Origin of the sequence: Nonomuraea sp. WAC 01424 (assembly GCF_003947315.1) — a bacterium.
Lineage (GTDB): Bacteria > Actinomycetota > Actinomycetes > Streptosporangiales > Streptosporangiaceae > Nonomuraea > Nonomuraea spiralis.
The window spans coordinates 167,281-190,519 of the sequence record NZ_QHHZ01000006.1; the positions used below are offsets into that span (position 1 = coordinate 167,281).

Here is a 23,239-nt window from a genome sequence, read left to right on the forward strand (position 1 = left end):
TCCGATGTCTCGTGGGCGCTCACGAGCTTGCTCCACCCGTCGCCGCGTTCCAGCGCCACGGCGGGACGTCGGTGCTGGACAGGGTCTGCCCGCCGGAGGCCGCCGCGTACAACTGCTCCAGGACGGTGTTGGCCGCGAGCCCGGCCGCCCCGGTGATCGACCCGTGTTCCTTCAGCGTCGAGGGCACGATCGGCGGCGCCGGCCGTACCGTGCACAGGGTCTCGACGTGCCGGCGGAGCGGCTCCAGGAAGGTGTCTCCGGCACGCGCGTTGCCGCCGCCGACCACCACGATCTCGGGGTCGATCGCGAGCACGAGCGCGGCGATGCCGATCGCGATCTCCCCGCTGAACCGGTCGACCGCCTGGACGGCCGCCGCCTCGCCCTCGGCCGCGGCGGCGAACACCTCCTCGCGGTTGAGCCGCCGCCCGTCGGCGAGCCGTACGTCGTGCAGGAACTCCTGGGCGTGCTCCCAGCCGAGCTGCGGCAGCGCGCCGATCTCGCCGGCCGCGCCGTTCGCGCCGCGGACGACCATGCCGTTCAGCACGAGCCCCGCTCCCGTGCGGTTGCCCGAGTGCACGTAGATCATCGAGGTCGCGTCGGTGGCGCTGCCCTTCCACGCCTCGGCGAACGCGGCCAGGTTCGAGTCGTTCTCCACCGCGATCGGGCACTCGAAGTGCGGTTCCAGCGCCGCGCGCACGCTGAACCCGGCCCAGCCCGCCGCCCCCTTGGTGATGACGTCCTGGTAGACCACGGCGGGCACGGCCACGCCGATCGCCCACGCCTCGGCACGCCCGCGGCCCTGCTCGGCGAGCAGCCGATCGACGACCTTCACCGCGGCGGCGACGAGGTCGCGGGGCGTCTCGGAGACGGACGAGGCGACCGACCCCGAGCTCAGCACCTCGCCGTTCAGGTCGGCGATCTCGGCCCTGGTGGTGTGCTGGCCGATGTCGACGCCGGCCACGACCGCCGCCTCGGCGCGGAAGCGGTAGCGGCTGGCCGGCCTTCCGGCGCCGGTCGGGGCCAGCGGCTCGACCGGGACGGCCCAGCCGAGCGTGACGAGATTGGCGACGACGGAGTCCGCGGCGGTCTTCGAGAGCCCCTTGGCCTGGGCGACCATCGGAATGGTGAGCGGTTCCTGCCGGATCGCCTCGATCACGGCCAGCGAGTTCAGGCGGCGCAGCCGCGACTGGTCTCCGGCGCGGTGCAGCAGGCTCTTTTCACGTCCGATCAGCACGCTCATCCACAACCCTCTCGGTTCCCGTGGCGCCGGGTTGACGCACGGAGTACGAACAAGCCTCTTCCATTAATACAGAAACTGTCTTTATTATTGCGCATCGCAGCCCCCCTCCGCGTCGCACGGCCCTCCGTGGACGCCTGCCCCAAGAAGGAAGCAGCAATGCGCAAGTGCATCCGCGTAGTGGCCGCCGTCGGCGCGCTCCTCGCCCTGAGTGCGTGCGGCACGAAGATCCAGGGCGGCGGGTCCTCGGACGCCGCGTCCGGCCCGGCGGCGAAACCGCTGGTCTACTGGGGGAAGTGGGCCAAGGGCACCCCGCAGGCCACGCTCTTCGAGAACGTCATCGCCGACTACGCCAAGGAGACCGGCGTCAAGGTCGACGTGCAGTGGCTCGGCAAGGCCCAGGAAGAGCAGATCAAGAACGCGATCGCGACCGGCGAGGGGCCCGACTTCTTCGACACGGCGATCGACCACACCGCCGAGTTCCGCGCCGCCGGCGCGCTCGGCGACATGTCGGCCGTCTTCAAGGCCAAGATCCCCGGCGAGAACACCACGATCGAGGAGGTCCTGCCGAAGAGCGTGCTGAAGGCGATCAGCGACGACAAGGGCTACGGGTTCGTCCCCCACAGCGTCTTCTCCGTGGGCCTCTGGTACGACGCCGCCCGCTACCCCGACTTCGCCACCACCCCGCCCAAGACCTTCGGCGACCTCCTCGCCGTCGCCGGCAAGGAGAAGGCCGCGGGGCGCCGGCCGATCGCGCTCGACGGCACGGTCAACTCCTACAACGCGTTCTGGCTCTACCAGCTGCTGCTCTCGACGGCCGGCCCCGGCGCGCTGCGGCAGCTCGCCGAGGACCCCGCCGCCTGGGACCGTCCCGAGGTGAAGCGGGCGGTGACCGAGCTGGAGTCGTTCGTGAAGGCGGGGCTCTTCCAGCCCGACTACATGGCCACGAAGTTCCCCGACGCCCAGAACGCGTGGGCGGCCGGCGACCACACCTTCAACCTGAACGGCACCTGGCTCGGCAGCGAGACGGCCTCGCTGCGCGGCCAGGCGGTCAAGCCGCGCATCATCTCGTTGCCCCCGGTCGACGCCTCGAAGAGCTCGGCGGTCACGATCGGCGCGCTCGGATGGGGGGTGAACCCGAAGTCGACGAACCAGCAGGCGGTCGCCGACTTCCTGGCGTTCGCGATGCAGAAGAAGTACATCGACCGGATCGCGACCGACGCCGGGAACATCCCGTCGCGCGGCGACTCCCCGGCCCCCGAGGAGCTCACCTCGATCCAGGAGTCGATCCGCGCCGCGACGGAGGTCAGCCTCGACTTCGACGGCGTCGCCACGGTGGCGCCCAAGTGGTTCAACGACGTCTTCCTCCCGCTCGACGACAAGCTCATCGGCGGCTCGATCGGCGCCGGGAAGTTCCTGGCCGACGGCAAGGCGCAGACCGCCGAGCTGGGAGAGTAGTGGTCGCGGACACCGTGGTGCGGCCCGCGGCACGCCGAGGGCGGGCCGAGGTTGCCGGCGGCGCCCTGGACGGCGAGCGCCGCCGGCTGTACCTCCCGCTGCTGCTGCCGGCACTGATCGCCTACCTGCTCTTCTTCGTTCTGCCGTCGATCTTCGGCGTCGTGCTCAGTTTCGCCGAATGGTCGGGGCTGGGCACCGAGTTCTCCTGGGTCGGCCTGGCCAATTACGCCGAACTCCTGTCGAGCCGGATGTTCCTGTCGTCGTTCCTGAACACCGTCCTGCTGACGTCGATCGTCGGGGTGGCGCTCTTCCTCATCGCGGTCGCCGCGATGGTCGCGCTGCGCACCGCCCGCGCCGGCGCCTTCATCCGATCGGCCGTCTTCCTGCCGTTCATGATCTCACCGATCGCGGTCGGTCTCGCGGTCTCGTTCCTCTTCAACCCGAAGGGCATGGTGAACAGCCTCCTCGGGCTGGCCGGGCTGGACGCGCTGCGCCAGCCCTGGCTCGGACCCGAGCTGATCTTCCAGGTGATCATGGCCGGGGTCGTGTGGAGCGCCGCGGGCTTCTACGTCGTCCTGGTGATGTCCGCGGTCGACGGGATCCCGCCGAGCCTGTACGAGGTGGCCCGCATCGAGGGCGCGACCCTGATCCAGCAGTTCAGGTACGTCACCCTCCCGCTGACCCGGGACATGATCGCGACCGCCGCGGCCCTGTGGGCGATCGCCGGCATCAAGACGTTCGAGATCGTCATCGCCTTCGTCGGCACGGCGGGCACCCCGCCGCTCGAAGCGCGCACCCTCGCCGTCGAGCAGTACCTGCGGGTCACGGGCGGACGCGTCGGCGGCATGGCCCAGCTCGGCGAGGCGGCCGCCATCGGGGTGGTCATGACGGCCATCACCGTCGGGCTGATCGTGTCGTCCCGCCGCATCCAGCGGCGCGACCGGCTGGAGTGGTCATGACCGGCCCCGCGCGCCGCCGTACGGCCGAGGCCTTCGGCGCCTCGGCGATCCTGCTGATCAGGGCCGGTCTGTGGCTCTGGGTGCTGGTCAACCTCGCCATGGTCGTCTGGGTCGTGCTGAACTCGGTCAAGACCTCGCGGGAGATCTTCGCCGACCCCGTGGGACTGCCCGGCACCTGGATGTGGGAGAACTTCGCCACCGCCTGGTCGACCTCGGGCCTCGGGGCCGCGACGGTCAACTCGGTGATCCTGGTGACCGTCTCGGTCGCGCTCGTCATGGGGCTCAGCATCCCGGCCGCGTACGCGGTGGCCCGGCTGGGCGGACGGTCGAGCGGGCCGGTCGCGACCTTCTTCGCCGTCGGCATGAGCATCCCGTTCCAGGCGTTCGCCGTTCCGATGGTGCTCATCAGCGTCGGCCTGTCGCGGTTCATGATCGACTGGATCACGGGGGCGTGGGATCCGCGCATCACCGTCGCGCTCTTCTACGTCGTGCTGAGCCTGCCGTTCAGCGTCTTCGTGCTCATCGGCTACTTCCGTTCGCTGCCCGGCGAGCTGGAGGAGGCCGCGGCCCTCGACGGCGCGACGCCGTTCAGGACCTTCTGGCAGATCATGGTCCCGCTCGCCAGGCCCGGCATCACGACCGTGGCCGTGCTGAACGTGCTGAGCCTGTGGAACGAGACCGTGATCGTGCTGATGCTGGTGCCGAACCAGCGCATGCAGACGCTGAACGTCGCGCTGCTCAACTTCTACTCCAACATGCAATACACCTCGAACTGGGGCGGTCTGTTCGCCGGCGTCGTCATCGTCGTGCTCCCGATGATCGTGATCTACCTCTGGTTCGGCCGCCGCATCGTGAGCGGCATGACGCAAGGCATCGGCAAATGACCGGCAATCACGCGGAAACGGATGGTCACCACATGCACGGAACGGTCGGACTCATCGGCGCGGGCGGCATCGCCAACGCGCATCTCCCGGCCTGGCTGGACCTCGGCTACGACGTCGTGGTCTTCTCCGTCGCCGATGACGCGGAACAGCTCATCGGCCGGCACGGCGGCGGGCGGCCCGTGGCCGATCTGGCGGCGCTGTTCGACGCGGCCGACATCGTCGACATCTGCACGCCGACGCACACCCACCGCGAGCTGGCGCTGGCCGCCCTCGAACACCGTCTTCCCACGGTGTGCGAGAAACCCCTGACCCGTACGCTCGGGGAGGCCGAGGATCTCGTCGCGCGGTTCGCCGAGGCCGGGGTGCCGCTCTTCCCCGCCCACGTCGTACGGTACTTCGCCGAGTACGAGGAACTGTGGCACGCGGTGACGCGCGGCGACGTGGGCCGGGTCGGCGTGCAACGCCACACCCGGCAGGGACGCAGCCCGCGCAGCGGCTGGTACCTCGACGAGCGGCTTTCGGGCGGCGTGCTCCTCGACCTCATGATCCACGACATCGACGTCGCCCGCTGGATCGGCGGCGACGTCGAGCGGGTGTTCGCCCGTACGAACGTCGTGGACGGCAGCCAGAGCACCCAGGCGTTCCTGACGCACGCCGGGGGCGCGATCTCGGTGCTCACCGCGACCTGGACCACCGCCCCGATCGAGTTCCGGACGCACTTCGAGGTCGCGGGCTCCGACGGCGTCCTGCACGGCGACTCCGACGAGCGCCGCACCTTCCGCTACCAGGGGCACGCCGAGCCCGGCGGGGACCTCCTGCCCGACTTCTCCCCTCTGACCAGCCCCTATCGCGCCGAGCTCGGCGACTTCGTCCACTCCATCGCGACCGGCGCCGCGCCGAGGGTCACCGCCCTCGACGGCCTTGAGGCCATGCGCATCGCCGACGCCGTGGCCCGCTCGGCCGCCAGTGGCCTGCCCGTCGACCTTCAGCCCGCCTTGGAAGAGGTCTCTGCCGCATGAGAATCGGAATCCTCTCGTTCGCCCACCTGCACGCGACCGAGTACGCCGCCGCGCTGCGCCGCGCCGGAGTCGTCGAGATCGCGGCCTGCGACGCCGGCCATGCCGCCCGCTCCGCCGGGGAGCCAGGCGGCCGCGCGCTCGCCGACACACTCGGCGTCGGCTACTTCGAGACCGAGGAGGACCTCTGGGCGTGGCGGCCGGACGCTGTCGTGATCTGCGCCGAGAACGTCAGGCACCGCGAGCTCGCGGTACGCGCCGCGGCCGAGGGCGTGCACGTGCTCTGCGAGAAGCCGCTGGCGACCTCGCTCGCGGACGCGGCCGAGATGCTCGAAGCCGCGCGCGCCGCGGGGACCGTGCTGATGACGGCGTTCCCGGTCAGGTTCGCCCCGGCCTACGCCGACCTGCGCGCGGCCGTACGACGCGGCGACCTCGGCCGGATCGTCTCCATCGCGGCCACGAACTGCGGCGGCGTGCCCACCACCAGGGCCTGGTTCGTCGATCCGGCGCTGAGCGGCGGCGGCGCCCTGACCGACCACGTCGTGCACGTGGCCGACCTGCTCGCCGACCTCCTGGACGAGGACCCGGCCGAGGTGTACGCGATCGCCAACACGATCCCGAACCCGGACCGGAACGGCGACCCCGTACCGGTCGAGACGGCCGGGCTGGTCTCGCTGCGCTACCGCGACGGCGCCATCGCCTCGATCGACTGCTCCTGGTCGCGCCCGCCCGGCCGGCCCGACGCCGGGGACCTGGTCACGCTGACCGTCATCGGCACCGAGGGGGTGGCCGAGATCGCGCCCTTCGCCGACGTCCTCACCGGCTGGAACAGCCGTGGCGCGGTCGCCTCCGGGTACGGCGCGCCCCTCGACGACCTGCTGATCCGCGCCTTCCTGGACGCGGTGCGCACCGGCGAGGCCCGCCAGCCGGACGCGCTGGCGGGCTACCGCACCGTCGCGCTCGTCGAGGCGGCGTACCGGTCGCTGACCGAGACGGCCCCCGTGCGTCTTGAGATGGAGAACCGATGAGCAGCCGCCTGCTCGGCGCCGCCCTGTCCGTCGCGGTCGCCGCCGCCCTGGCCGTCCTGCCCGGCCACGCGACCGCCGCTGCGACCGCCGCCGAGACCGCGACCCCGCGTACGACCGTGACCTTCACCGACACGTACGAGGTGCTGCACGGCAACCCGTACACCGGCACCGCCTTCGACATCAACTCGCCCAAGCCCGCGGGCGAACGCGGCTGGGTGTTCGCCGACGACCCGGCGATCACCGCGTTCATCGAGGGCAAGGAGAAGATCCCCGACGAGGCGGACATCGTCCGGCTGCAGATCGCGTGGGCCGACTTCGAGCCCGAGGACGACGCCTTCACCTGGGACCGCCTGGACGCGTTCATGAAGCGTGTCGTCGAGCAGGGCAAGACCGTGGAGTTCCAGCTCCTCATGTCCGAGGCGCCCGACATCAAGAACGACCCGAGCGTCTTCGCCTACGAGTACCCGCCCGCCTGGCTCTTCGACCAGCTCGGCGCGGGGTTCCGGCTCGCGCCGTACAACACGGTCTACAAGTCGCGGCAGCCGATCTACCACGACCCGATCTACCTCGCCGAGCTCAAGGAGGCGGTCGGCGCCTTCGCCGCCCGCTACGACGCGAACCCCGGGATGGCCTGGGTCGACCTGCGCGCCTTCGCGCTGTTCGGCGAGTGGTCGGGCTGGAACGACGCGATGAACTTCCCGTGGCCCGACAACGCCACCCGCTCGAAGACGCTGCGCGCGATCATGGACATCTACGCCGAGGCGTTCACCCGGACGATGGTCATGATGCCGAACCCCGGCGCGGACGTGGTCACGACCGACCCCGACGCCGACACCCAGGCCAAACGGTACGTCGCGTTCGGCTACGAACAGGCCGCCCGCAACGAGAACTGGGGTCTGCGGTCCGACACCGTGAACAGCGCGTTCCCCTGGATGCAGTACGGGACCGGCAGCGAGAACGTGTGGGTCAACCGCAAGCTCCGCCGCGACCTCATCCAGGTCTCGGAGGGAGCGGGCTGGGACAGCGGGATCATGCTGAACAACCCGCGGCTCGTCGTCAAGAACGCGCTGGAGGGCTACCACTCCAACCTCCAGGGCATCAACAACACGAGCTTCGCGCAGTGGCAGGCGATGAAGGACGCGTACGGCGAGTGGTTCACGACGCTCGGGCGCTACTCCGGCTACCGGTTCCTCATGCCGCGGGCGACGTACGACTCCCAGGTCGCGCCCGGCGGCGCGTTCACACTCGCCCACACCTGGACCAACAACGGCGTCGGCTTCAGCCCGCGCAAGTACCCGCTGGAGGTGCGCTTCACCGACCGTGCCACGGGCGAGGTGGTGTGGCGCGGCACCGACGCCTCGCTCGACCAGACGAAGTGGTTCAAGGGGGACGCACGCGAACTGCGGTCGGCGTTCACGCTGCCCGCCGGCGTCCCGGCCGGGACGTACGACGTCGGCATCGCCATGCTCGGCGCCGACGGCAAGCCGCGCATCGAGCTGGCCATGCCGGACGGCGTGGGCAAGGTGTACCCGATCGGCACGATCAAGGTCGTCCCCGAGGTCGCGCCGGCGGCGCCGACCGCCGCGCCGCTCACCCAGTTCAAGATCGAGAACGAGGACTACACCGAGGCCAAGGGCGCGTACGGCGTCGAAGCCCCGCCCGAGGGCGGCTTCGGCTCGCTCTACCTGGACGAGGCCGGCGAGTGGGCCGAGTACGACAACGTCGTGGTGCCCGCGAGCGGGACCTACCGGGCCGAGTTCCGCCTCTCGTCCGAGCAGGGCAACCGCTTCCGCGTCGAGATCGACGGCCGGGACGCGCTCGGCCCGATCACCGTGCCCGACTCCGGCGGCTACAACGTCTACCGGACGATCGAGCGCGAGCTCACCCTGCCCGCAGGCCGCCACACGATCCGGATCGTCCGCGAGGACGGCCGCTGGTTCTTCATGAACTGGATGCGGTTCACGCACGAGCGGCCCGAGTCGATCACGATCCAGGCCGAGCGGCCCACGGCCCAGGAGGGGGTCTGGCTCGCCGCGGAGGACGCGGTCAGCGAGGACGGCACCCCCGGCGTCTCCGTCGTCGACACCGGCGACTGGCTGCGCTACGACGAGGTCGAGATCCCCGCGAGCGGCGACTACCTGCTGCAGTTCCAGTACTCCACCGTCAACGCCGACTCGCTGAGGTTCCGGGTCGAGGTCGACGGGAGCGACGTCTCGGGCGAGCTGAGCCTGCGCGACACGGGCGGGGTCAACCGGATCCGGACCGAGGACTTCGTCGTCCCGCTGACCGCCGGCAGCCATTCGGTCAAGGTGGTGTGGATCGAGGCCCACTCCAACATCGTGTGGAACCGCATGCGCCTCGACCTCCAGGGCGCCGCCGAGCAGACGATCGAGGCGGAGCAGTACACCATGCAGTGGAACCTGGGCCAGGAATGGGGCTGGAAGGGGGCCGACACCGGCGTCGTCGTGGGCACGTACCAGGGGGCCGGCGGGCCCGTACGGGCGGTCGGCCGCGTCGACGAGGGCGACTACCTGCGCTACGAGAACGTCTTCGCCCCGCACACCGGGCTCTACCGTGTCGGGTTCACCGCCGCCTCCGGCAAGGCCACCTCCTTCCGTTTCGAGGTCGACGGCGACCGGTACCCGGTGCACGTGCCGGACACCGGCGGCGACGGCCACTTCACGACCGTCGGCACCTGGGTGAAGCTGACCGCGGGCACGCACACGTTCCGGATCGTCGCCGAGGGGACGGGCCTGCTGCTCGACGCGTTCACCGTCACCGCGGGCACCGCCGCGACCAAGGCGCTCGTCGCGACCGGCGCCGCCTCGCTCAGGGCGGGCGACACCGCCACGATCACCACCGAGGCGGTCAGCGCCGACGGCAGCCGTACCCCGGTCTCCGACGGCGTCACATACGTCAGCTCGGACCCGTCGGTCGCCACCGTGGACGCGCACGGCGTGGTCAAGGCGGTGGCCTGGGGATCGACGACCATCACGGCGATCTACGACGGCCTGTCGGACGGCTACCCGCTGACCGTCACCGACCCCACGCTGCTCCTCACCTACGTCAACGACGACGACCGGCGGGTGACGTACACCGGGGCCTTCGGCGTGGACCGGGGCCGCGGGCTCGGCGACTACGGCGACGACGTGCACTACTCCACCGAGAAGGGCGACCACGCCGAGCTCACCTTTACCGGCACCGGCATCAGCTTCCTCACCGAGCGCTACACCGACATGGGGGTCGTCGACCTCTACGTCGACGGCGAACTGCGGGCCTCGGCGGACTGCTACGGCCCGGTCCGCCAGGGGCAGCAGCGGGTGTTCCGGCTGAGCGGCCTCGAACTGGGCGAGCACACGATCCGCGTGGTGAACAAGCAGAGCGCCGCCGACACCGGACGGATCGCCATCGTGGACGCGTTCGTCGTCGAGGTGCCGCGCCCGTGGGCCGACGGCGCCGAGCTCACCGTCGGGAAGAAGCCGGCGTCGGTGAAGCTCACCTGGCCCAGGTCGCCGATCGCGACCGGCTACGCCGTGTTCGACGGTGACACCGAGGTCGCCCGCGTCAAGGCGAACAAGACCAAGGCGACGGTCGGCTCGCTCGTGCCGGGCTCGACGCACACGTTCACGGTACGGCCGGTGTTGCCGGGCGGCACGACGCTGTCGTTCGGGCTGACGGCCGAGGTGACGCTGTGACCGCCTTGCGGAAGGGCACGCTCTGGATCGAGGCAGCCGCCGACCCGGTCTCCGGGGTGTTGCCGATCCTGTCCGGCGTACGCCCCACCACCGGGGACGGCGTGGGTACCGACGCCGAGATGCGCCGGAACCTGGCCTACGGCCGGCCGCGCTCGCTCGTGCCCTACACCCGGCAGTGGGGGTACGACCGCGAGCGCGCCGAGCGCGAGCTGCCCACGGTGGTCCTGGAGAACGACCTGCTCACCGCGACGTTCCTGCCGGGATACGGCGGGCGCCTGTGGTCACTCGTCCACCGGCCCAGCGGCAGGGAGTTGCTGCACCGCAACCCGATGCTCCAGCCCGCCAACCTCGCGCTGCGGGACGCGTGGATCGCCGGCGGGGTGGAGTGGAACCTGGGCACGACCGGGCACTGGCCGCTGACCTGCGAGCCGCTGCACGCGGTCCGGGTGACCGCCGCCGACGGGACGCCGGTGTTGCGGATGTTCGAGTTCGAGCGGCTGCGGCGGCTGATCGTGCGGATCGACGCCTGGTTGCCCGCCGGGTCGCCGGTGCTCTACGTGCACGTCTCCCTCCACAACCCCTCCGACCAGGTCACGCCGGTCTACTGGTGGTCCAACATCGCCGTACCGGAGAGCGCGGGCGTACGGGTGCTCAGCCCGGCCGACCGCGCCTTCCACTTCGACTACGTGAGCGATCTGCGGCATGTGGACTTCCCCGGCACGGACGGCACCGACCGCAGTTACCCGGCGCGGGCCGTCCGGGCGGCCGACTACTTCCTGGACCTGCCGGAGGGGGCACGCCGCTGGATCGCGGCCCTGGACGAGGCCGGGTCGGGGCTCGTCCAGACCTCCACCGGCGGGCTACGTGGCCGCAAACTGTTCTGCTGGGGATCGACGGCCGGCGGCCGGCACTGGCAGGAGTGGTTGTCCGGTCCCGGCTCGCCGTACCTGGAGATCCAGGCGGGGCTGGCCAGGACCCAGCTGGAGCACCTGCCGATGCCCGGCGGCGCGACCTGGTCCTGGACCGAGGCGTACGGGCGGCTCGACGTCGAGCCGGCGGCCGTGCACGGGAGCTGGCGGGAGGCGTGCGAGGCGACGGCCGAGGCCCTGGACCGGCTCGTCCCTCCCGAGCGGCTGGACGAGGCGCTCGGGGAGGCGGCGGCCTTCGGACCGCACGAGGAGTGGCTCGCCGAGGGCTCCGGCTGGGGCGGCCTTGAGGGGTACGCCGGTTTCCCGCCGCCGGGCCCCGCGCAGGCGCCCTGGCAGGAGTTGCTCTCCACCGGCCGCCTGCCGGTCTGCGACCCGCCCGCGCCGCCGATCACCGGCCGGCGCTGGCGGGAGGCGCTGGAGAAGAGCGCCGACGACTGGCACGCGTACTACCACCTGGGCCTGATGCGCCTGGCCGACGGTGAGGACGACGCGGCCCGCGCCGCCTGCGAGCTCTCCGCAGGCGCGCGCAGGACCCCGTGGGCGCTGCGGGTCCTGGCCTTCCTCGCCGCGTCGCAGGAGGAGGCGGCCGACCTCATGCTCGAAGCGCACCGGCTCCGCCCGGACCTGCGGGAACTGGCCGTCGAGACGCTCGACGCGCTGCTCGTGTCCGGGCGGTGCGAAGCGGCGCTCGCGCTGATCGAGGCGCTGCCGTACCGCGGTCATGGCCGGATCCGGCTGGCCGAGGCGAGGGCGGCGCACGCGATCGGCGACGACGACCGCCTGCGCCGCCTGCTGGCGGAGGGCGTCCAGGTGGACGACGTGCGCGAGGGGGAGGTCTCGCTCGACCGGCTCTGGCTGGCGGTGCATCCCGGCGAGCCCGTCCCGGCCCGGTACGACTTCCGCATGAGCGACGCGGGGTCCTCTACCCGGACCGACAGCTGAAGGTAGCCACTCACCACGACCCGTCGCCCTCGTGGCGGCCGAAGGAACGCCGGTAGGCGGCGGGTGTGGTGCGTACCAGGGAGTGGAAACGCCGGCGGAGGTTGGCGGCCGAGGACAGGCCGACCTTGACCGCGATCGTCTCCACGGGGAGATCTGTCTCCTCCAGCAGCGCCCGGGCCGCCGTGACGCGCTGCTGGAGCAGCCATCGGCCAGGGCTGACGCCTAGCTGTTCGGCGAACCGGCGGGCGAGGGTCCGCGAGGAGACCTGGGCCCGCGCGGCGAGGTCGTCGATGGTGAGGGGGGCGTACAGCCGTTCGGCGGCCCAGTCGAGGACCGGTGCCAGGGACTCCGGCGGGCGTTCGGCGGGGGGCGCGGTGCTGTACTGCAGTTGCCCGCCCTCGCGGTGCGGCGGCATGACCATGTGGCGGGCGACGTGCGCGGCGTAGGCGGCGCCGTGGTCGGTACGGGCCAGGTGCAGGCACAGGTCGATGCCGGCGGCGGTGCCCGCGCTGGTGGCGATGTCGCCCAGGTCGACGTACAGGGTGTCGGGTTCGACCTGTACGTCGGGAAAGCGGGCCGCGAACTCGGCGGCGAGCCGCCAATGGGTGGTCGCCCGGCGCTGATCGAGCAGCCCCGCCTCGGCGAGCAGGAAGGCGCCCGAGCAGATCGCGACCATGCGGGCGCCACGCCGGTGGGCCCGCCGGACCGCGTCCAGCACGGCCCGTGGCGCCGCTTCGTCGCGGCTGTGCCATCCGGGGATCACCACCGTGTCGGCGGTCTCCAGTGCGGAAAGCCCCTCGTTGACCGCCATGTCGTAGCCCGCCAGGGTCGGTACGACTCCCGGACGTTCGGCGCACACCTGGAACGTGTAGCGGGCGGCCAGGCCGGGACGGCGCACCCCGAAGACCTCGGCGGCGCACGCCAGCTCGAACGTGGACTGTGGCGGCAACACCAGCGCGGCCACTCGCTGAACCCTCATGGCAAGAAAATACCCGTAGACGTCAATCCAGACACTGGGCGGGAGACGACGTCCGCCGCGACGATGGGGGCATGACGCAAGATTCGAGTGATGTCCAGATCCTGAACGTCGACGAAGTCGAGCCGGTCGAGGTCGTCCCCGGGATCATCAGGCGGCGCCTGCCCGCCACCGACTGGGCCCGCGGCTGGATGTACGACTTCGCCCCCGGCACCGAATGGCCCGAGGTGGACGTGCACGAGGGCGAGGAACGCTACTACGTGATCTCGGGCGAGTTCATCGACCGGGGACAGCGGCTCGGGCCGGGCAGCTACGTCGTGTTCGCGCCGGGCAGCACGCACCGCCCGCGTACCGAGACCGGCGCCCGCATGCTGGGCATCAGCATCCTCACCCCGTAGCCGCCGAGGCCGCTCCAACGGATCCTCAACGCATCCTCAACGCCCCCGCCCCCATGCTCGTCCCAGGGACACGAGCCACGTGAAAGGGGACCGCGAGATGACGCACATCGTCGCGAAGGCCGCGGCAATGCTCGGCGGGGGCGGCCTGTCACTCGTCCTGCTGGCCTCCACCGCGCACGCCGCGCACGCCACGGCGGCCGCTCCGCCGCATCGCGTCAGGGCGAGCTGCACGATGAGCGACGGCCAGAAGGCGACCTTCGAGCTGAAGTACCGGACGTCCGGCGGGTACCACCGCGTCTCCGACATCCTCTACAGCTGGAACTCCGAGGTGCCGATCCGCCTGAGGACCGGACACCTCCGCCTGATGGTCGAACGGCGCGGCAGTGACAGGAAGGTCTTCGAGGAGACGCTGCACGAGAAGGAGACCTCCAACGACGTCTCCTACGACCTCGTCGTCGACGTCAAGGTCCCGGCCGCGCGGAAGCTCTACCTCGTCGTCGACTCCACGTACGTGAAGAAGGGCAGAACGCTGCGCTGCGCGGGACGCACCGCCGGAGTCTGACGCCGCACACGTGCCACTGGGCCGATCAGACCTCCCCGGTCAGGAGCTGGTGGAGGGTCCGGCAGGCCCGGGTCAGCGAGGTCGAACCGGGTTTCCCCGCCTGCGCGGCCACCTCGGGGATCTCGCCCCGCGCGCCGGTCCACATGGCGACGTCGATGGCCAGCAGGACGGCGTCGGTGTGCGGGCGCCGGGCCCGTTCGCCCGTTCTCGGGAGGAAGACGGCCAGGAAGTGGCGCAGGATCGTCCACACCTCGGCGTGCGCGCCCTGCCTGGCGGCCAGTTCCAGTGAGGGCAACGCGGAGTCGGCCTCGTACCGGGTGCGGCGGCCCAGCAGGCCCAGCAGGCGGCCCGTCTCGGCGGCGGGGAGCGCGTTCCCGGCCGCCAGCAGGAGCAGCGGGGGCACCGCGTCGTCGCCCTGCACGGTGAGGAAGTAGGCCAGGACCAGGGCCGTCGCCGGACCGGACGGGCCTTCGGCGCGGGCCAGCTCGCGGAGGTCGTCGATCCCGACGTCGGGTGGGTCGAACCGGTCGATCAGGCCGATCGCGAGATGGGCCGCCGCGAGCTCCCGATGGTGGGGTGTCATGCCGGGCCAGAAGTCCCGTGACTCGTGCCGGAACGAGCGTGTCCCGGGCGGGGCCAGCAGGGCGTCGAGGGCGTCGAGACCGGTGGGCTCGACGGGTTTCCAGCTCACGTTCGCGATGCCGCGCTGGTCGAGGACGTGCTCGTCGTACGGCACGACCCGGGAGCCGAGGTTGAGGGTCCAGGTCAGCTCCACCTCCGGGGGCGGGGGCGCGCCGCGCTCGAACCAGCGGGCCACCACCGCGGCGGCGGCCGGGGCGGTGGCCTTCGCGCGTTCGGCCAGGTCGGGGGCGGGATCGGGCGGGAGGCGCAGCAGGGCTTGGGCCACGTCCAGCGCGAGCGGTTCGCGGCCGGAGTCCGCGCATTCGGCCAGACGGTCGAGCAGGGTCCCGGGGTCGAGGTGGCCGTCGGCGCGGGTGGGGGTGGCCAGCAGGACCGGCGGCAGGGCTCCGGCCTTCGCCGCACGCAGGAGCTCGTCGAGGCGGGACAGCAGGAAGGCGTGGGGACGGGCGCATCCCCGTACGTGGAGCCGGTTCCAGGGGGCGGACGCGGGCCGGCCCTCCGGGTCGTACGGGTCGTCCGGTTCGTACGGCTCGGCCTGGGCGTCGACCGTCCGCAGGAACTCCTCCTGGACGTGGTCGGGCAGCTCGTGCAGCGGGACGACCGTGCGGAGACCGGGGAACAGCCGGAAGGCCGTGGCCGCGAGGTTCAGCATGCCGTCGTACAGGGCCTGCCCGAGGTCGCCGGACAGGCCCGGGGCGGCCCGTCGCTCCTCCGCGAACGGCCTGCGGTACGACGGGCGATGCCCCTGCGGCCCCGGATCCTCGCCGGGATTGACGAGTTCCCTGGCCAGCGCGGTGCACCAGTCACGAGGGGACTGCCACGTCGGCGGGTCGTAGAGCACCGGCCGCAGGTCCTCGCCGAACCGCCGGGCCAGCGTCTCCCGCAGGAGGTCCGGGTTCGTGTGCGCCTCCCGTACGACCGCCGCCAGCCACGCCTCGACCTCGATCCAGCCGGTCTCCACCGGCGGCCCGCTCTGCGGACCGGCGACGGGGAACGGCCCGGGTACGGTGACGTCGGGCAGGCGACCGGGCGTGAACTCGCTGGTCCAGCCCTCGGCGAACCGTTCGAGCAGCGGCCGGGCCGAGGACGCGGGCAGCAGTTCGGCCCCCTCCAGGATCGGGGCGGGGTCGGTCAGGTGGTCGGCGTGCTTGAGGGTGAGGGTGACCGCGCGGTCGCGTACCTCGTGGGAGGCGTGCGCGTACGCGTTGGTCAGCGCGGTGACGTGGTCGGCGATCCGTTCCGGGTGGCGTGCGAGGTCGCGGTCGAGCCAGGTCAGGCCCTTCACGGCGAGCTTGGCCTCCTGGCGGAAGGTCATCGCCTCGACGGCCTCGGCGGCGTCCGCCGGGTCGAGCCGCGCCCGGCACACCTGCCGCCAGGCCAGGTCGGCCACCGGGCCCGGCGCGACGGGCAACAACCGCAGGTAGTCGCGCAGCCGTACGGCCGACTCCTCCGGCGTGGGCGCCACGAGCGTGTGCAACCGGACGAAGAAGCGCAGGTCCTGTGTGTCGCCGCCGCGCAGGAAACGGCTCACACAGCCGGTGATGACCTGCTCGCGCGGCAACGTACGGGCGGCCAGGCCCAGCCAGTGGGACGGTCTCGGGGTGAGCGATTCGCCGGCCAGCGCCCGGCCCGCGCCCGCCGCGTCGAAGATCTTCGCGAGCAGGTGAGGCGTCAGCGGGTCCGCGTCCACGGTCGTCGCCGACAACCAGGCCGCCACCAGCGGTTCGTGGTCGGGCGGGGCGGCCTCGGCGGCGCGCAGCAGCGACAGGGCCAGCGGCACGACCCGGTCGTCGGGACGGCGGACGCGGCGCGCGAGGCGTACCGCCAGATCGGCCCGCCAGGCCGCCGGACGGCCGGAGACCGCCCGCACCAGCGGGCGCGGGTCCGGCGCGCCGGCCCAGCGGGGATTGAGGTCCCGCTTCATCAGCCAGGTGACCGCCCCGGCCGGGCCGGGCACGGTCGCCGCGCCCACCATCATCAGCAGCTCGGACCAGCCGGCGACCTGGTCGTCACCGGTCCGGCCGAAGGCGTCCCAGCCGACGGCGGCGACCGGCAGCGGGCTCTCGCGGAGCTCGGCGAGCAGGCCGGGCAGCTCGGCGGCGACGGCGGCCCGCTCGGCGTCGGTGAGCGCCGGCAACCGCGAGGCCAGCCCCTCGACGTCGCGGCCGAACACGAGATTCCTGATCTCGGCACGGATGTCGGAGGTCATGACGTGGCTCCGGTGAGTTGGGTGTGCAGGCGCTTGCATTCGTGCACGAAACGGGTCCTGCGGCCGCTCCGCGCGAACTCGCCGACGACCGGGAGCTCCCCGCGCGCGCCGGTCCAGCCCGCGACGTCGGCGGCGAAGGCGACGAGTTCGGTGTGGGTCACGGTGACGCGCCGCCCCTCGCCCGGCAACATCACGGGCAGCAGGGCGCGCAGGACGCGCCACACCTCGTGGTGCCCGCCGGCGTCGGCCAGCGCGGTCAGCGCCGCGACGGCGGCCCGGGTCTCCCGCCAGGTGCGGCGCAGCGTCAGCGCGAGCTGCCGCCCGATCGCCTCGGCGGGCAGGCGGCCCCTGGCGGCCATGCTCAGGACCAGCGGAATCACGTCGGGCGCGTTGTCGGCCAGGAGGAAGGCGAGGATCGCCGCCGTGGACTCGCCCAGCGGGCCCTGGGCGATCTCCAGGCCGGCGACCTGCGCCGGGGTCACCCACGTGCCCCAGTGGCCACGCGGGAGCAAGGGCAGGAAGTTGACGGCCACGACCTCGCGGTGGGAGGGCAGCATGGCGGGCCACGCCCCGACCGTGCCGTCGAACTCGTCGACCGTCCAGTCGAACGGCTGGCGCAGCAGCACCTCGTCGATCAGCCGATGGCCGGTCGGAGCCGTCATCCGCAGCACGGGCTGGAGTCTGACCTGGGTGAAGTGTTCCGGCTCGTCGTCGCCGAACTCGACCATGGACGCGTCCACCATGTGACGCCACACGTGGCCGCACTCGGGGTCGGCCATGCCGCCACCGGCGAGCCAGCGGGCGGCCGAGCGCGCCGCCTGCGATTCGACCTTGGCGGCCCGGTCGGCCGCGGCCGGGTGGCTGCCCCGGGGCAGGCGCAGCAGCGCCTGGGCCAGGTCGGCCGGGAGGGGCTCCACGCCGGCGGCGGCGCACGTCTCCAACCGGTCGGCCAGCACGTCGGGGTCGAGATGGCCGCTCATCCAGGTCGGCGTGGCCAGCAGCACCGGCGGCAGGGTGCCGTCGCGCAGCGCCTCGGCCAGCTCCGCGTAGCGGTGCAGCAGGAAGTCGTGGGGCGGGGAGACCCGATTGGGGTGGGGGAGCTGGTTGCGCCGCCGCCACTCGTCGTGCTCGGGCAGCTCCCTGGGCATGAACGAACGCAGCCGGGGCGGTACGAACGCGACGGTCACCTGGACGAGCGGCTCGTCCGGACCCCGCGGGGGCACCTGGCCGCCCGCCCGCATCGCCGCCATCCGCGCATGGTCCACGCCGAGCTCGGCCATGCGCCCGTAGGCGCGGCTGAGGATGAAGGCCGGCATGGCGGTCACGGAGTCGTCGTACCGGACGCCGGGTCTCAGCCGTACCGACGCGTCGTCGTCGGCGGGGGAGTCGTTGAGGTGGATCCGGCCTTCGGAGAAGGGGATCTGGTGGTCGCCCTCGTGGGCCACCGCGCCCTGCGGGCCGTCGTCGCTGGTCCAGGTGATGAAGAAGGCGCGCAGCGGGGCGTCGTCGTCGAGGTAGCGGCCGGGCCGATGGCCGCCGATGATTGTGAGCCGCCGGGGCGACGGCTCGGCGCCGGGCTCCTCACCAGGGGCGAGGACGCGCACCTTCACGGAGTGGTGCGCGTCGTCCCAGAACCTCTCCGGCCCGATCGGCGGCAGTGCCGGCACGCTGCCGGGGGTGACGAGCTCGGCGGACAGCGCCGACTGCCAGTCGTCGGGGTCGATGCGCACCTCTTTGGACCGCCAGAAGCCCTGGTCCTGCTCGGCGTGGGGTTTGAGCTCGCGGCGCAGCCGCGCCCGGTCGCCGGCGATCCCGGTGACGAACGCCGCCAGCCAGCGTTCCTGGCCGACCCAGCGCTCGTGGTGGCCGGGGAAGATCGACGGCTCGGGGAACCGCCGCGGCTCCGGAGGCTCGGGCAGCGGCGGGAACTCCCTGGGCGCCGCCGCTTCCTCGACCGCGATCTCCCCGCCGAACCGCTCGGCCAGCTTCGCGCCCAGGCCGGCGGGCAGGTGGCCGACGCCGTCGCGGATCGCCTCGGTGTGACCGGCGAACAGGGCGGCGTGCTTCAGGGTCAGGCCGACCGCGCGGTCGCGTACGTCGAAGGACTTGTGCGCGTACGCCGTGGTCAGCGCGGGCACGAAGTCGGCGGCGACCTCGGGGGTGGCCCGGATCGCCTGGTCGAGCCAGCGCAGGCCGATGGTGGCGAGCTTGGCCTCGTCGCGGAAGGTGAGCGCCTCGACCGCCTCCACCAGGTCGGCGTGGTCGAGCGGCATCGCCCCGCGTACCTGCCCGGCGGCCAGCTCGGCGACCGTGCCGGGAGCCGACGGCAACAATCGCAGGTAGTCGCGCAGCCGTCCGGCCGACTCCTGCGGCGTGGGCGCGACGAGCGTGTGCAGCCGTACGAAGAAGCGCAGGTCCTGGGCGTCGCCGCCGCGCAGGAAACGGCTCACGCAACCGTCGAGCACCTGCTCCCTGGGCAGTTTGCGGGCGGCGGCCAGCCAGCGGGTGGGCCGGGGCTCCAGCCGTTCGTCGCGGAGGACGCGGCCCGCGCCGTCGGCGCTGAAGACCCGCGGCAGCAGTACGGAGGTCAGCGGGTCGTGGGCCACGCCCGGCGCGGACAACCAGGCGGCCACCAGCGGATCATGGTCGGGCGGCGTCGCGCCGGACTCGCGCAGCAGCGCCACGGCCAGCGGCGCGATGCGGTCGGCGGGACGGCGTATCCGCCGGGCCAGCCGGACCGCGACCTCGCGACGCCACTCCAGGGGACGGGCGGCCGCCACCCGGCACACCAGGCCGATGTCGGGGGCCTCGGCCCAGCGGCGGTTGACGTCGCGGCCGGCCATCCAGGTCACGGCGGCGGCCGGGCCGGCGATGACGCCGACGCCGGTCAGCAGCAGCGCGCCGGCCACCGTGTCGAGCAGTTCGCCGACCTCCCAGGTGGACAGCTCCTCGAAGTCGTCGGGATGCCGGGTGCGCACCTGCTCGGTACGGGCGCGGCGCAGCTCCTTGACGAGGCCGGGCAACCGTCCGCCCAGCTCGGCGCGCTCCTCCTCGGTGAGCGCGACCAGCCGGTCGGCCAGGCGGCGGACCTGGTTGCGGGTGACCAGGTCGCAGATCTCCGTCCAGAGGCTCATCGGGAGACCTCCACGGCGGCGCGGGCGACGATCCGGGCGGCCAGCACGTGCTTGCACGGCCCGCGGGAACCGCGATGGTCCCACCACCACTCGCAGGTGCACGAGCCGTCGGCCAGCGACACCTGGCGCAGGCCCCCCGAGGTGCGGACGGCGGCCGACTCCCCGTCGAGGCGCACGGCGCCCGCCTCGACGAGCTTGCGCGCCTTGGCCAGCCGCGGGTTGAGCAGGCTCACGTTGTCCCTGTCGTAGGGCAGCTCACGGTGGAAGTGGGCGGCGTCCGACAGGTCGTAGCCGACCCGGCCGGCGACGCCGAGCTGCGTCAGCGCGGCGCGTACGCGGTCGGCGGGGAGGCCCGACCGGTCGGCCAGCAGGCCGATCTCGACCTCGGGCTCGAAGTTGAGCAGCATGCCGACGACGTCGGCGTCGTCCTCGGCCTCGTCGGTGGCCAGGTCGTCGAGCACCGCGCCCTCGCCGGAGAAGCCGCGCCAGCGCTCGGGCGACAGGGTGAGCGTGTAGCGCATGCCCGGCAGCTCCAGCTCCCAGGCACAGGAGGAGGCGTCGGCCGGGCCGTAGACCCGGATGGACTTCGCGAAGCGGAGCAGCGGCAGGAGGGTGGCGAGCCGGTTGGGGCCGGCGAGCTGGACCGAGCCCGGGACCTGGTGGTCGCTGACCTTCAGGTCGCGCCCCGCCTGCGCCACCCACACCGTGCCCTTCTTGGGCAACCCGCGCAGGAACCGCACCGCCGCCATGCCGGTCAGCTCGCCGCGCTGGTCCATGCGCGAGGCGATGACCTGCACCTCGGCGAACCCGCGCAACCAGCGCTCGGGCAGCGGCACCTTCTTCTCCACCACCGCGCCGTCCATGGTGGTGACGACCAGCTCGTCGAGGCCCACTCCCAGGTGCAGCGGGTCGCGCGCGCCGATGCGCGCCAGCGCCTCCCGCAGCGGCGCGTTGACGTCGACGTTGGTGGTGCCCCGGTCGAACACCTCGCCGTCGAGCGCGCCGTTCAGCAGGTCGAGCCGGGCGTACACGCCGCCGCAGGCCGAGAACGACTCGAAGCGTAAGCGGTCTCCGTCGCACGTCACCACCGGGTCGCGTACCCAGCCGGGCCGCGACTGCGGCTGGTGGTAGCGGGCCAGCGCCACGTCGGCGACGCCGAGCAGGGCCGCCGCGGCGGGGGCCGCCTGGGTCACCACGCCGTCGAAGAACCGGGGAGCCACGGCCGGGCCGGACAGGGCCCGGCCGCCGGAGGTCGCCAGCCCGAGCCGGCCGTCGAGGAGAGAGGAGGGCGCGGCGTACGTGTACGCCTGCGTCGCTGAAGTCATGGCCGGGACAATAGATCTCCCCACCGACAAACCATCGGGGCGAGCGCCGGCTCAGACGGGCGGTGGCGCCGTGCTGGATCGGACGACCAGCCGGGTGGGGACGAGGTCGGCCCCCTCGCTCCCCGAGAGCGGCGTCGCACGTAAGGGCGGCTCAAGCATTACCCGGGCTATCGCGTCGGATCGCCGGGAGACGGGCAGCACCCTGGGAGGACGCGGTCCGGCCCCGGCCCGCGTCGGACGGCTCGGGGACCGGGGGCTGACGATGAGGGACGAAGCACGGGAGGCCCGCGCGACACCGGGCCTGCCCCGCCGCGAGCTGCTGAGCCTGCCGGCCGCCCTGGCCTGCGGCTCGGCGCTCCTGACCGCCTGCGCCGACCCGAACCAGGCCCGCGGCGCCGACACGAACCAGGCCCGCAGCGCCGCGACGCCCGCCCCCAGCGCCGCGACACCCGCGCCTGCTTCCAGCCCCGGAGCGGTGCGGGAGGTGCCGGTCACGCCTCCGGAAGATCTCATGCGCGAGCACGGCGTCCTCAAGCGTGTCCTGCTGATCTACCGGGAAGGCATCCGGCGGATCGACGAGGGCGAGCAGGTGCCCGCGGCGGCCCTGCACGCCGGGGCCGGCATCATCAGCACCTTCATCGAGCAGTACCACGAGCGGCTCGAAGAGCGTTACGTCTTCCCGCGCCTGGTCAAGGCCGGCAAGCTGACCGACCTCGTCCCCGTCCTGGTCCTGCAGCACCAGCGCGGGCGCGTCCTGACCGCCCGCATCCTGCGGGCGACCGTCAGGCCCGCTTCCCAGCAGGCCCGGCGCGGCCTCACCGCCGACCTGGCCGCCTTCGTCCGCATGTACGAGCCCCACGAAGCCCGCGAGGACACCGTGGTCTTCCCCGCCATGCGGGAGGTGATCCCGCCGAAGGAGTTCGCCGAGCTGGCCGAGACGTTCGAGGACGAGGAGCATCGCCGGTTCGGCGCGGCCGGCTTCGAGGGCGTCGTCGGGCAGGTGGCCGACATCGAACGCACGCTCGGCATCTACGACCTGAACCAGTTCACACCCCGCGTCTGACCCCGGCCGGACGCCGACGCTCCGGGGCGGCACTCCGACGGGCGACCCGAAGGGACCGCTGACATGGACCACATCGTGCTCGGCTACGACGGCTCGGACTTCTCGATGCAGGCCCTGGACTGGGCGCTCGACGAGGCCGAGCTCAGACACCTGCCGCTGACCCTCGTCCACGCCTGGCAATGGCCGTACGGCGAGGCGGAGGAGGAGGCCAAGGCCCATCTGCGCAGGGCGGCGGAGCACGTCCTGTGGCACGGCGCCGAGTGCGCCCGTTCCACCGGCTCGGTCGTCCAGGTGGAGACCGGCCTGTACGAGGGCCCCGCCGCCCAGCGTCTCGTCGAGCTGTCCGGCGGCGCCACGCTCGTCGTGGTCGGTTCCCGGGGGCTGAGCGCGCTGCCCAGGGCGGTGGTCGGTTCGGTGGCCGGCTACGTCGCCGCCCACGCCGGCTGCCCGGTGATCGTCGTACGCGGGCCGGGGCCGCTGCCCCAGGCCACGCGGCCGGGGCCGATCGTGCTGGCCGAGCGGGAGCCGGACGCGGCCGTGATCGAGTTCGCGTTCGCCGAGGCGGCGATGCGTCGGCTCCCCCTCGCCGCCTCGGCCGACCTGACCGAGTGGGCGGCCCGCCGTCCCGACGTCGACGTACGGCCGCACGACGCTCACGAGCCGGCCACCCTCGTCGTCGTCGGACGGTCGCGCGGGGCGCGGTCCGGCATCGCGGATTCCCTCACGCAGCACGCGCCCGGCCCCGTCGCGGTCGTGCCGGGACCGGGCGCCTGACCCCGGCC

General features: G+C 72.8%; 16 protein-coding genes. 11 read left to right on the plus strand and 5 right to left on the minus strand.

The genetic code is table 11. The annotated features are described in order from the left end of the window. Positions 1 to 19 precede the first annotated feature (19 nt). Positions 20 to 1,240 (minus strand): ROK family protein, encoded by a 1,221-nt coding sequence (locus DMB42_RS18200; protein WP_125636093.1) that lies wholly within the window; start codon positions 1,238 to 1,240, stop codon positions 20 to 22. Between the two features lie 156 nt (positions 1,241 to 1,396). Here DMB42_RS18200 and DMB42_RS18205 point away from each other — a divergent pair, with 156 nt between their 5' ends. Genes DMB42_RS18205 through DMB42_RS18235 form a run of 7 tightly spaced genes read left to right on the plus strand, consistent with a single transcriptional unit; the run spans position 1,397 to position 12,148 of the window. After that, positions 1,397 to 2,695, plus strand: coding sequence for an ABC transporter substrate-binding protein (locus tag DMB42_RS18205; protein WP_125636094.1), 1,299 nt, complete (start codon positions 1,397 to 1,399; stop codon positions 2,693 to 2,695). Then, positions 2,695 to 3,654: a carbohydrate ABC transporter permease gene (locus DMB42_RS18210; RefSeq protein WP_125636095.1), complete on the plus strand. Its 960-nt coding sequence runs from the start codon at positions 2,695 to 2,697 to the stop codon at positions 3,652 to 3,654. The genes DMB42_RS18205 and DMB42_RS18210 overlap by 1 nt, the downstream gene beginning before the upstream one ends. Further along, a complete protein-coding gene (locus DMB42_RS18215) occupies positions 3,651 to 4,538 on the plus strand; it encodes a carbohydrate ABC transporter permease (RefSeq protein WP_125636096.1) in 888 nt (295 codons plus the stop codon). Before DMB42_RS18210 ends, DMB42_RS18215 begins: the two co-directional genes overlap by 4 nt. Before the next feature lie 32 nt (positions 4,539 to 4,570). Continuing rightward, positions 4,571 to 5,557: a Gfo/Idh/MocA family protein gene (locus tag DMB42_RS18220; RefSeq protein WP_185844722.1), complete on the plus strand. Its 987-nt coding sequence runs from the start codon at positions 4,571 to 4,573 to the stop codon at positions 5,555 to 5,557. Further along, positions 5,554 to 6,582, plus strand: a complete 1,029-nt coding sequence (locus DMB42_RS18225) for a Gfo/Idh/MocA family protein (RefSeq protein ID WP_125636098.1) — start codon at positions 5,554 to 5,556, stop codon at positions 6,580 to 6,582. Before DMB42_RS18220 ends, DMB42_RS18225 begins: the two co-directional genes overlap by 4 nt. Beyond that, positions 6,579 to 10,277: a carbohydrate-binding protein gene (locus DMB42_RS18230; RefSeq protein WP_125636099.1), complete on the plus strand. Its 3,699-nt coding sequence runs from the start codon at positions 6,579 to 6,581 to the stop codon at positions 10,275 to 10,277. Before DMB42_RS18225 ends, DMB42_RS18230 begins: the two co-directional genes overlap by 4 nt. Beyond that, the gene (locus DMB42_RS18235; RefSeq protein WP_125636100.1) at positions 10,274 to 12,148 is read left to right on the plus strand and encodes a DUF5107 domain-containing protein; all 1,875 of its coding nucleotides are present in this window, start codon (positions 10,274 to 10,276) and stop codon (positions 12,146 to 12,148) included. Before DMB42_RS18230 ends, DMB42_RS18235 begins: the two co-directional genes overlap by 4 nt. Positions 12,149 to 12,158: 10 nt before the next feature. On the opposite strand, the gene DMB42_RS18240 is transcribed toward DMB42_RS18235, so the two are convergent. After that, positions 12,159 to 13,127 (minus strand): helix-turn-helix domain-containing protein, encoded by a 969-nt coding sequence (locus tag DMB42_RS18240; protein WP_125636101.1) that lies wholly within the window; start codon positions 13,125 to 13,127, stop codon positions 12,159 to 12,161. A gap of 71 nt (positions 13,128 to 13,198) precedes the next feature. Here DMB42_RS18240 and DMB42_RS18245 point away from each other — a divergent pair, with 71 nt between their 5' ends. Then, positions 13,199 to 13,522, plus strand: a complete 324-nt coding sequence (locus tag DMB42_RS18245; RefSeq protein ID WP_125636102.1) for a cupin domain-containing protein — start codon at positions 13,199 to 13,201, stop codon at positions 13,520 to 13,522. 97 nt (positions 13,523 to 13,619) lie between these two features. Then, complete coding sequence (locus tag DMB42_RS18250) at positions 13,620 to 14,084, plus strand: hypothetical protein (protein WP_125636103.1); 465 nt, start codon at positions 13,620 to 13,622, stop codon at positions 14,082 to 14,084. A 25-nt stretch (positions 14,085 to 14,109) separates the two neighbouring features. Here DMB42_RS18250 and DMB42_RS18255 read toward each other — a convergent pair whose 3' ends face one another. From DMB42_RS18255 to DMB42_RS18265, 3 genes are read right to left on the minus strand one after another with little or no spacing between them, the layout of a single operon-like run. Further along, a complete protein-coding gene (locus DMB42_RS18255; protein ID WP_125636104.1) occupies positions 14,110 to 16,935 on the minus strand; it encodes a hypothetical protein in 2,826 nt (941 codons plus the stop codon). Further along, positions 16,932 to 20,069, minus strand: a complete 3,138-nt coding sequence (locus DMB42_RS55990) for a DUF6493 family protein (protein WP_125636105.1) — start codon at positions 20,067 to 20,069, stop codon at positions 16,932 to 16,934. Before DMB42_RS55990 ends, DMB42_RS18255 begins: the two co-directional genes overlap by 4 nt. Continuing rightward, complete coding sequence (locus DMB42_RS18265; RefSeq protein WP_125636106.1) at positions 20,066 to 21,394, minus strand: SWIM zinc finger family protein; 1,329 nt, start codon at positions 21,392 to 21,394, stop codon at positions 20,066 to 20,068. Before DMB42_RS18265 ends, DMB42_RS55990 begins: the two co-directional genes overlap by 4 nt. Positions 21,395 to 21,656: 262 nt before the next feature. Between DMB42_RS18265 and DMB42_RS18270 the strand changes: the two genes are divergently transcribed. Further along, positions 21,657 to 22,457 carry a hemerythrin domain-containing protein gene (locus tag DMB42_RS18270; protein ID WP_125636107.1) on the plus strand — a complete coding sequence of 267 codons (801 nt, stop codon included), beginning with the start codon at positions 21,657 to 21,659 and terminating at the stop codon, positions 22,455 to 22,457. Between the two features lie 63 nt (positions 22,458 to 22,520). Beyond that, positions 22,521 to 23,231: a universal stress protein gene (locus DMB42_RS18275; RefSeq protein WP_125636108.1), complete on the plus strand. Its 711-nt coding sequence runs from the start codon at positions 22,521 to 22,523 to the stop codon at positions 23,229 to 23,231. The last annotated feature ends 8 nt before the right edge of the window (positions 23,232 to 23,239 follow it).

Bases quoted from the DNA above. Each gene is read 5' to 3' on its own strand.
- DMB42_RS55990 (WP_125636105.1), bottom strand. From the start codon at position 20,069: ATGAGCCTCTGGACGGAGATCTGCGACCTGGTCACCCGCAACCAGGTC.
- DMB42_RS18245 (WP_125636102.1), top strand. From the start codon at position 13,199: ATGACGCAAGATTCGAGTGATGTCCAGATCCTGAACGTCGACGAAGTC.
- DMB42_RS18250 (WP_125636103.1), top strand. From the start codon at position 13,620: ATGACGCACATCGTCGCGAAGGCCGCGGCAATGCTCGGCGGGGGCGGC.
- DMB42_RS18240 (WP_125636101.1), bottom strand. From the start codon at position 13,127: ATGAGGGTTCAGCGAGTGGCCGCGCTGGTGTTGCCGCCACAGTCCACG.
- DMB42_RS18270 (WP_125636107.1), top strand. From the start codon at position 21,657: ATGAGGGACGAAGCACGGGAGGCCCGCGCGACACCGGGCCTGCCCCGC.
- DMB42_RS18255 (WP_125636104.1), bottom strand. From the start codon at position 16,935: ATGACCTCCGACATCCGTGCCGAGATCAGGAATCTCGTGTTCGGCCGC.
- DMB42_RS18215 (WP_125636096.1), top strand. From the start codon at position 3,651: ATGACCGGCCCCGCGCGCCGCCGTACGGCCGAGGCCTTCGGCGCCTCG.
- DMB42_RS18205 (WP_125636094.1), top strand. From the start codon at position 1,397: ATGCGCAAGTGCATCCGCGTAGTGGCCGCCGTCGGCGCGCTCCTCGCC.
- DMB42_RS18275 (WP_125636108.1), top strand. From the start codon at position 22,521: ATGGACCACATCGTGCTCGGCTACGACGGCTCGGACTTCTCGATGCAG.
- DMB42_RS18230 (WP_125636099.1), top strand. From the start codon at position 6,579: ATGAGCAGCCGCCTGCTCGGCGCCGCCCTGTCCGTCGCGGTCGCCGCC.
- DMB42_RS18225 (WP_125636098.1), top strand. From the start codon at position 5,554: ATGAGAATCGGAATCCTCTCGTTCGCCCACCTGCACGCGACCGAGTAC.
- DMB42_RS18265 (WP_125636106.1), bottom strand. From the start codon at position 21,394: ATGACTTCAGCGACGCAGGCGTACACGTACGCCGCGCCCTCCTCTCTC.
- DMB42_RS18220 (WP_185844722.1), top strand. From the start codon at position 4,571: ATGCACGGAACGGTCGGACTCATCGGCGCGGGCGGCATCGCCAACGCG.
- DMB42_RS18200 (WP_125636093.1), bottom strand. From the start codon at position 1,240: ATGAGCGTGCTGATCGGACGTGAAAAGAGCCTGCTGCACCGCGCCGGA.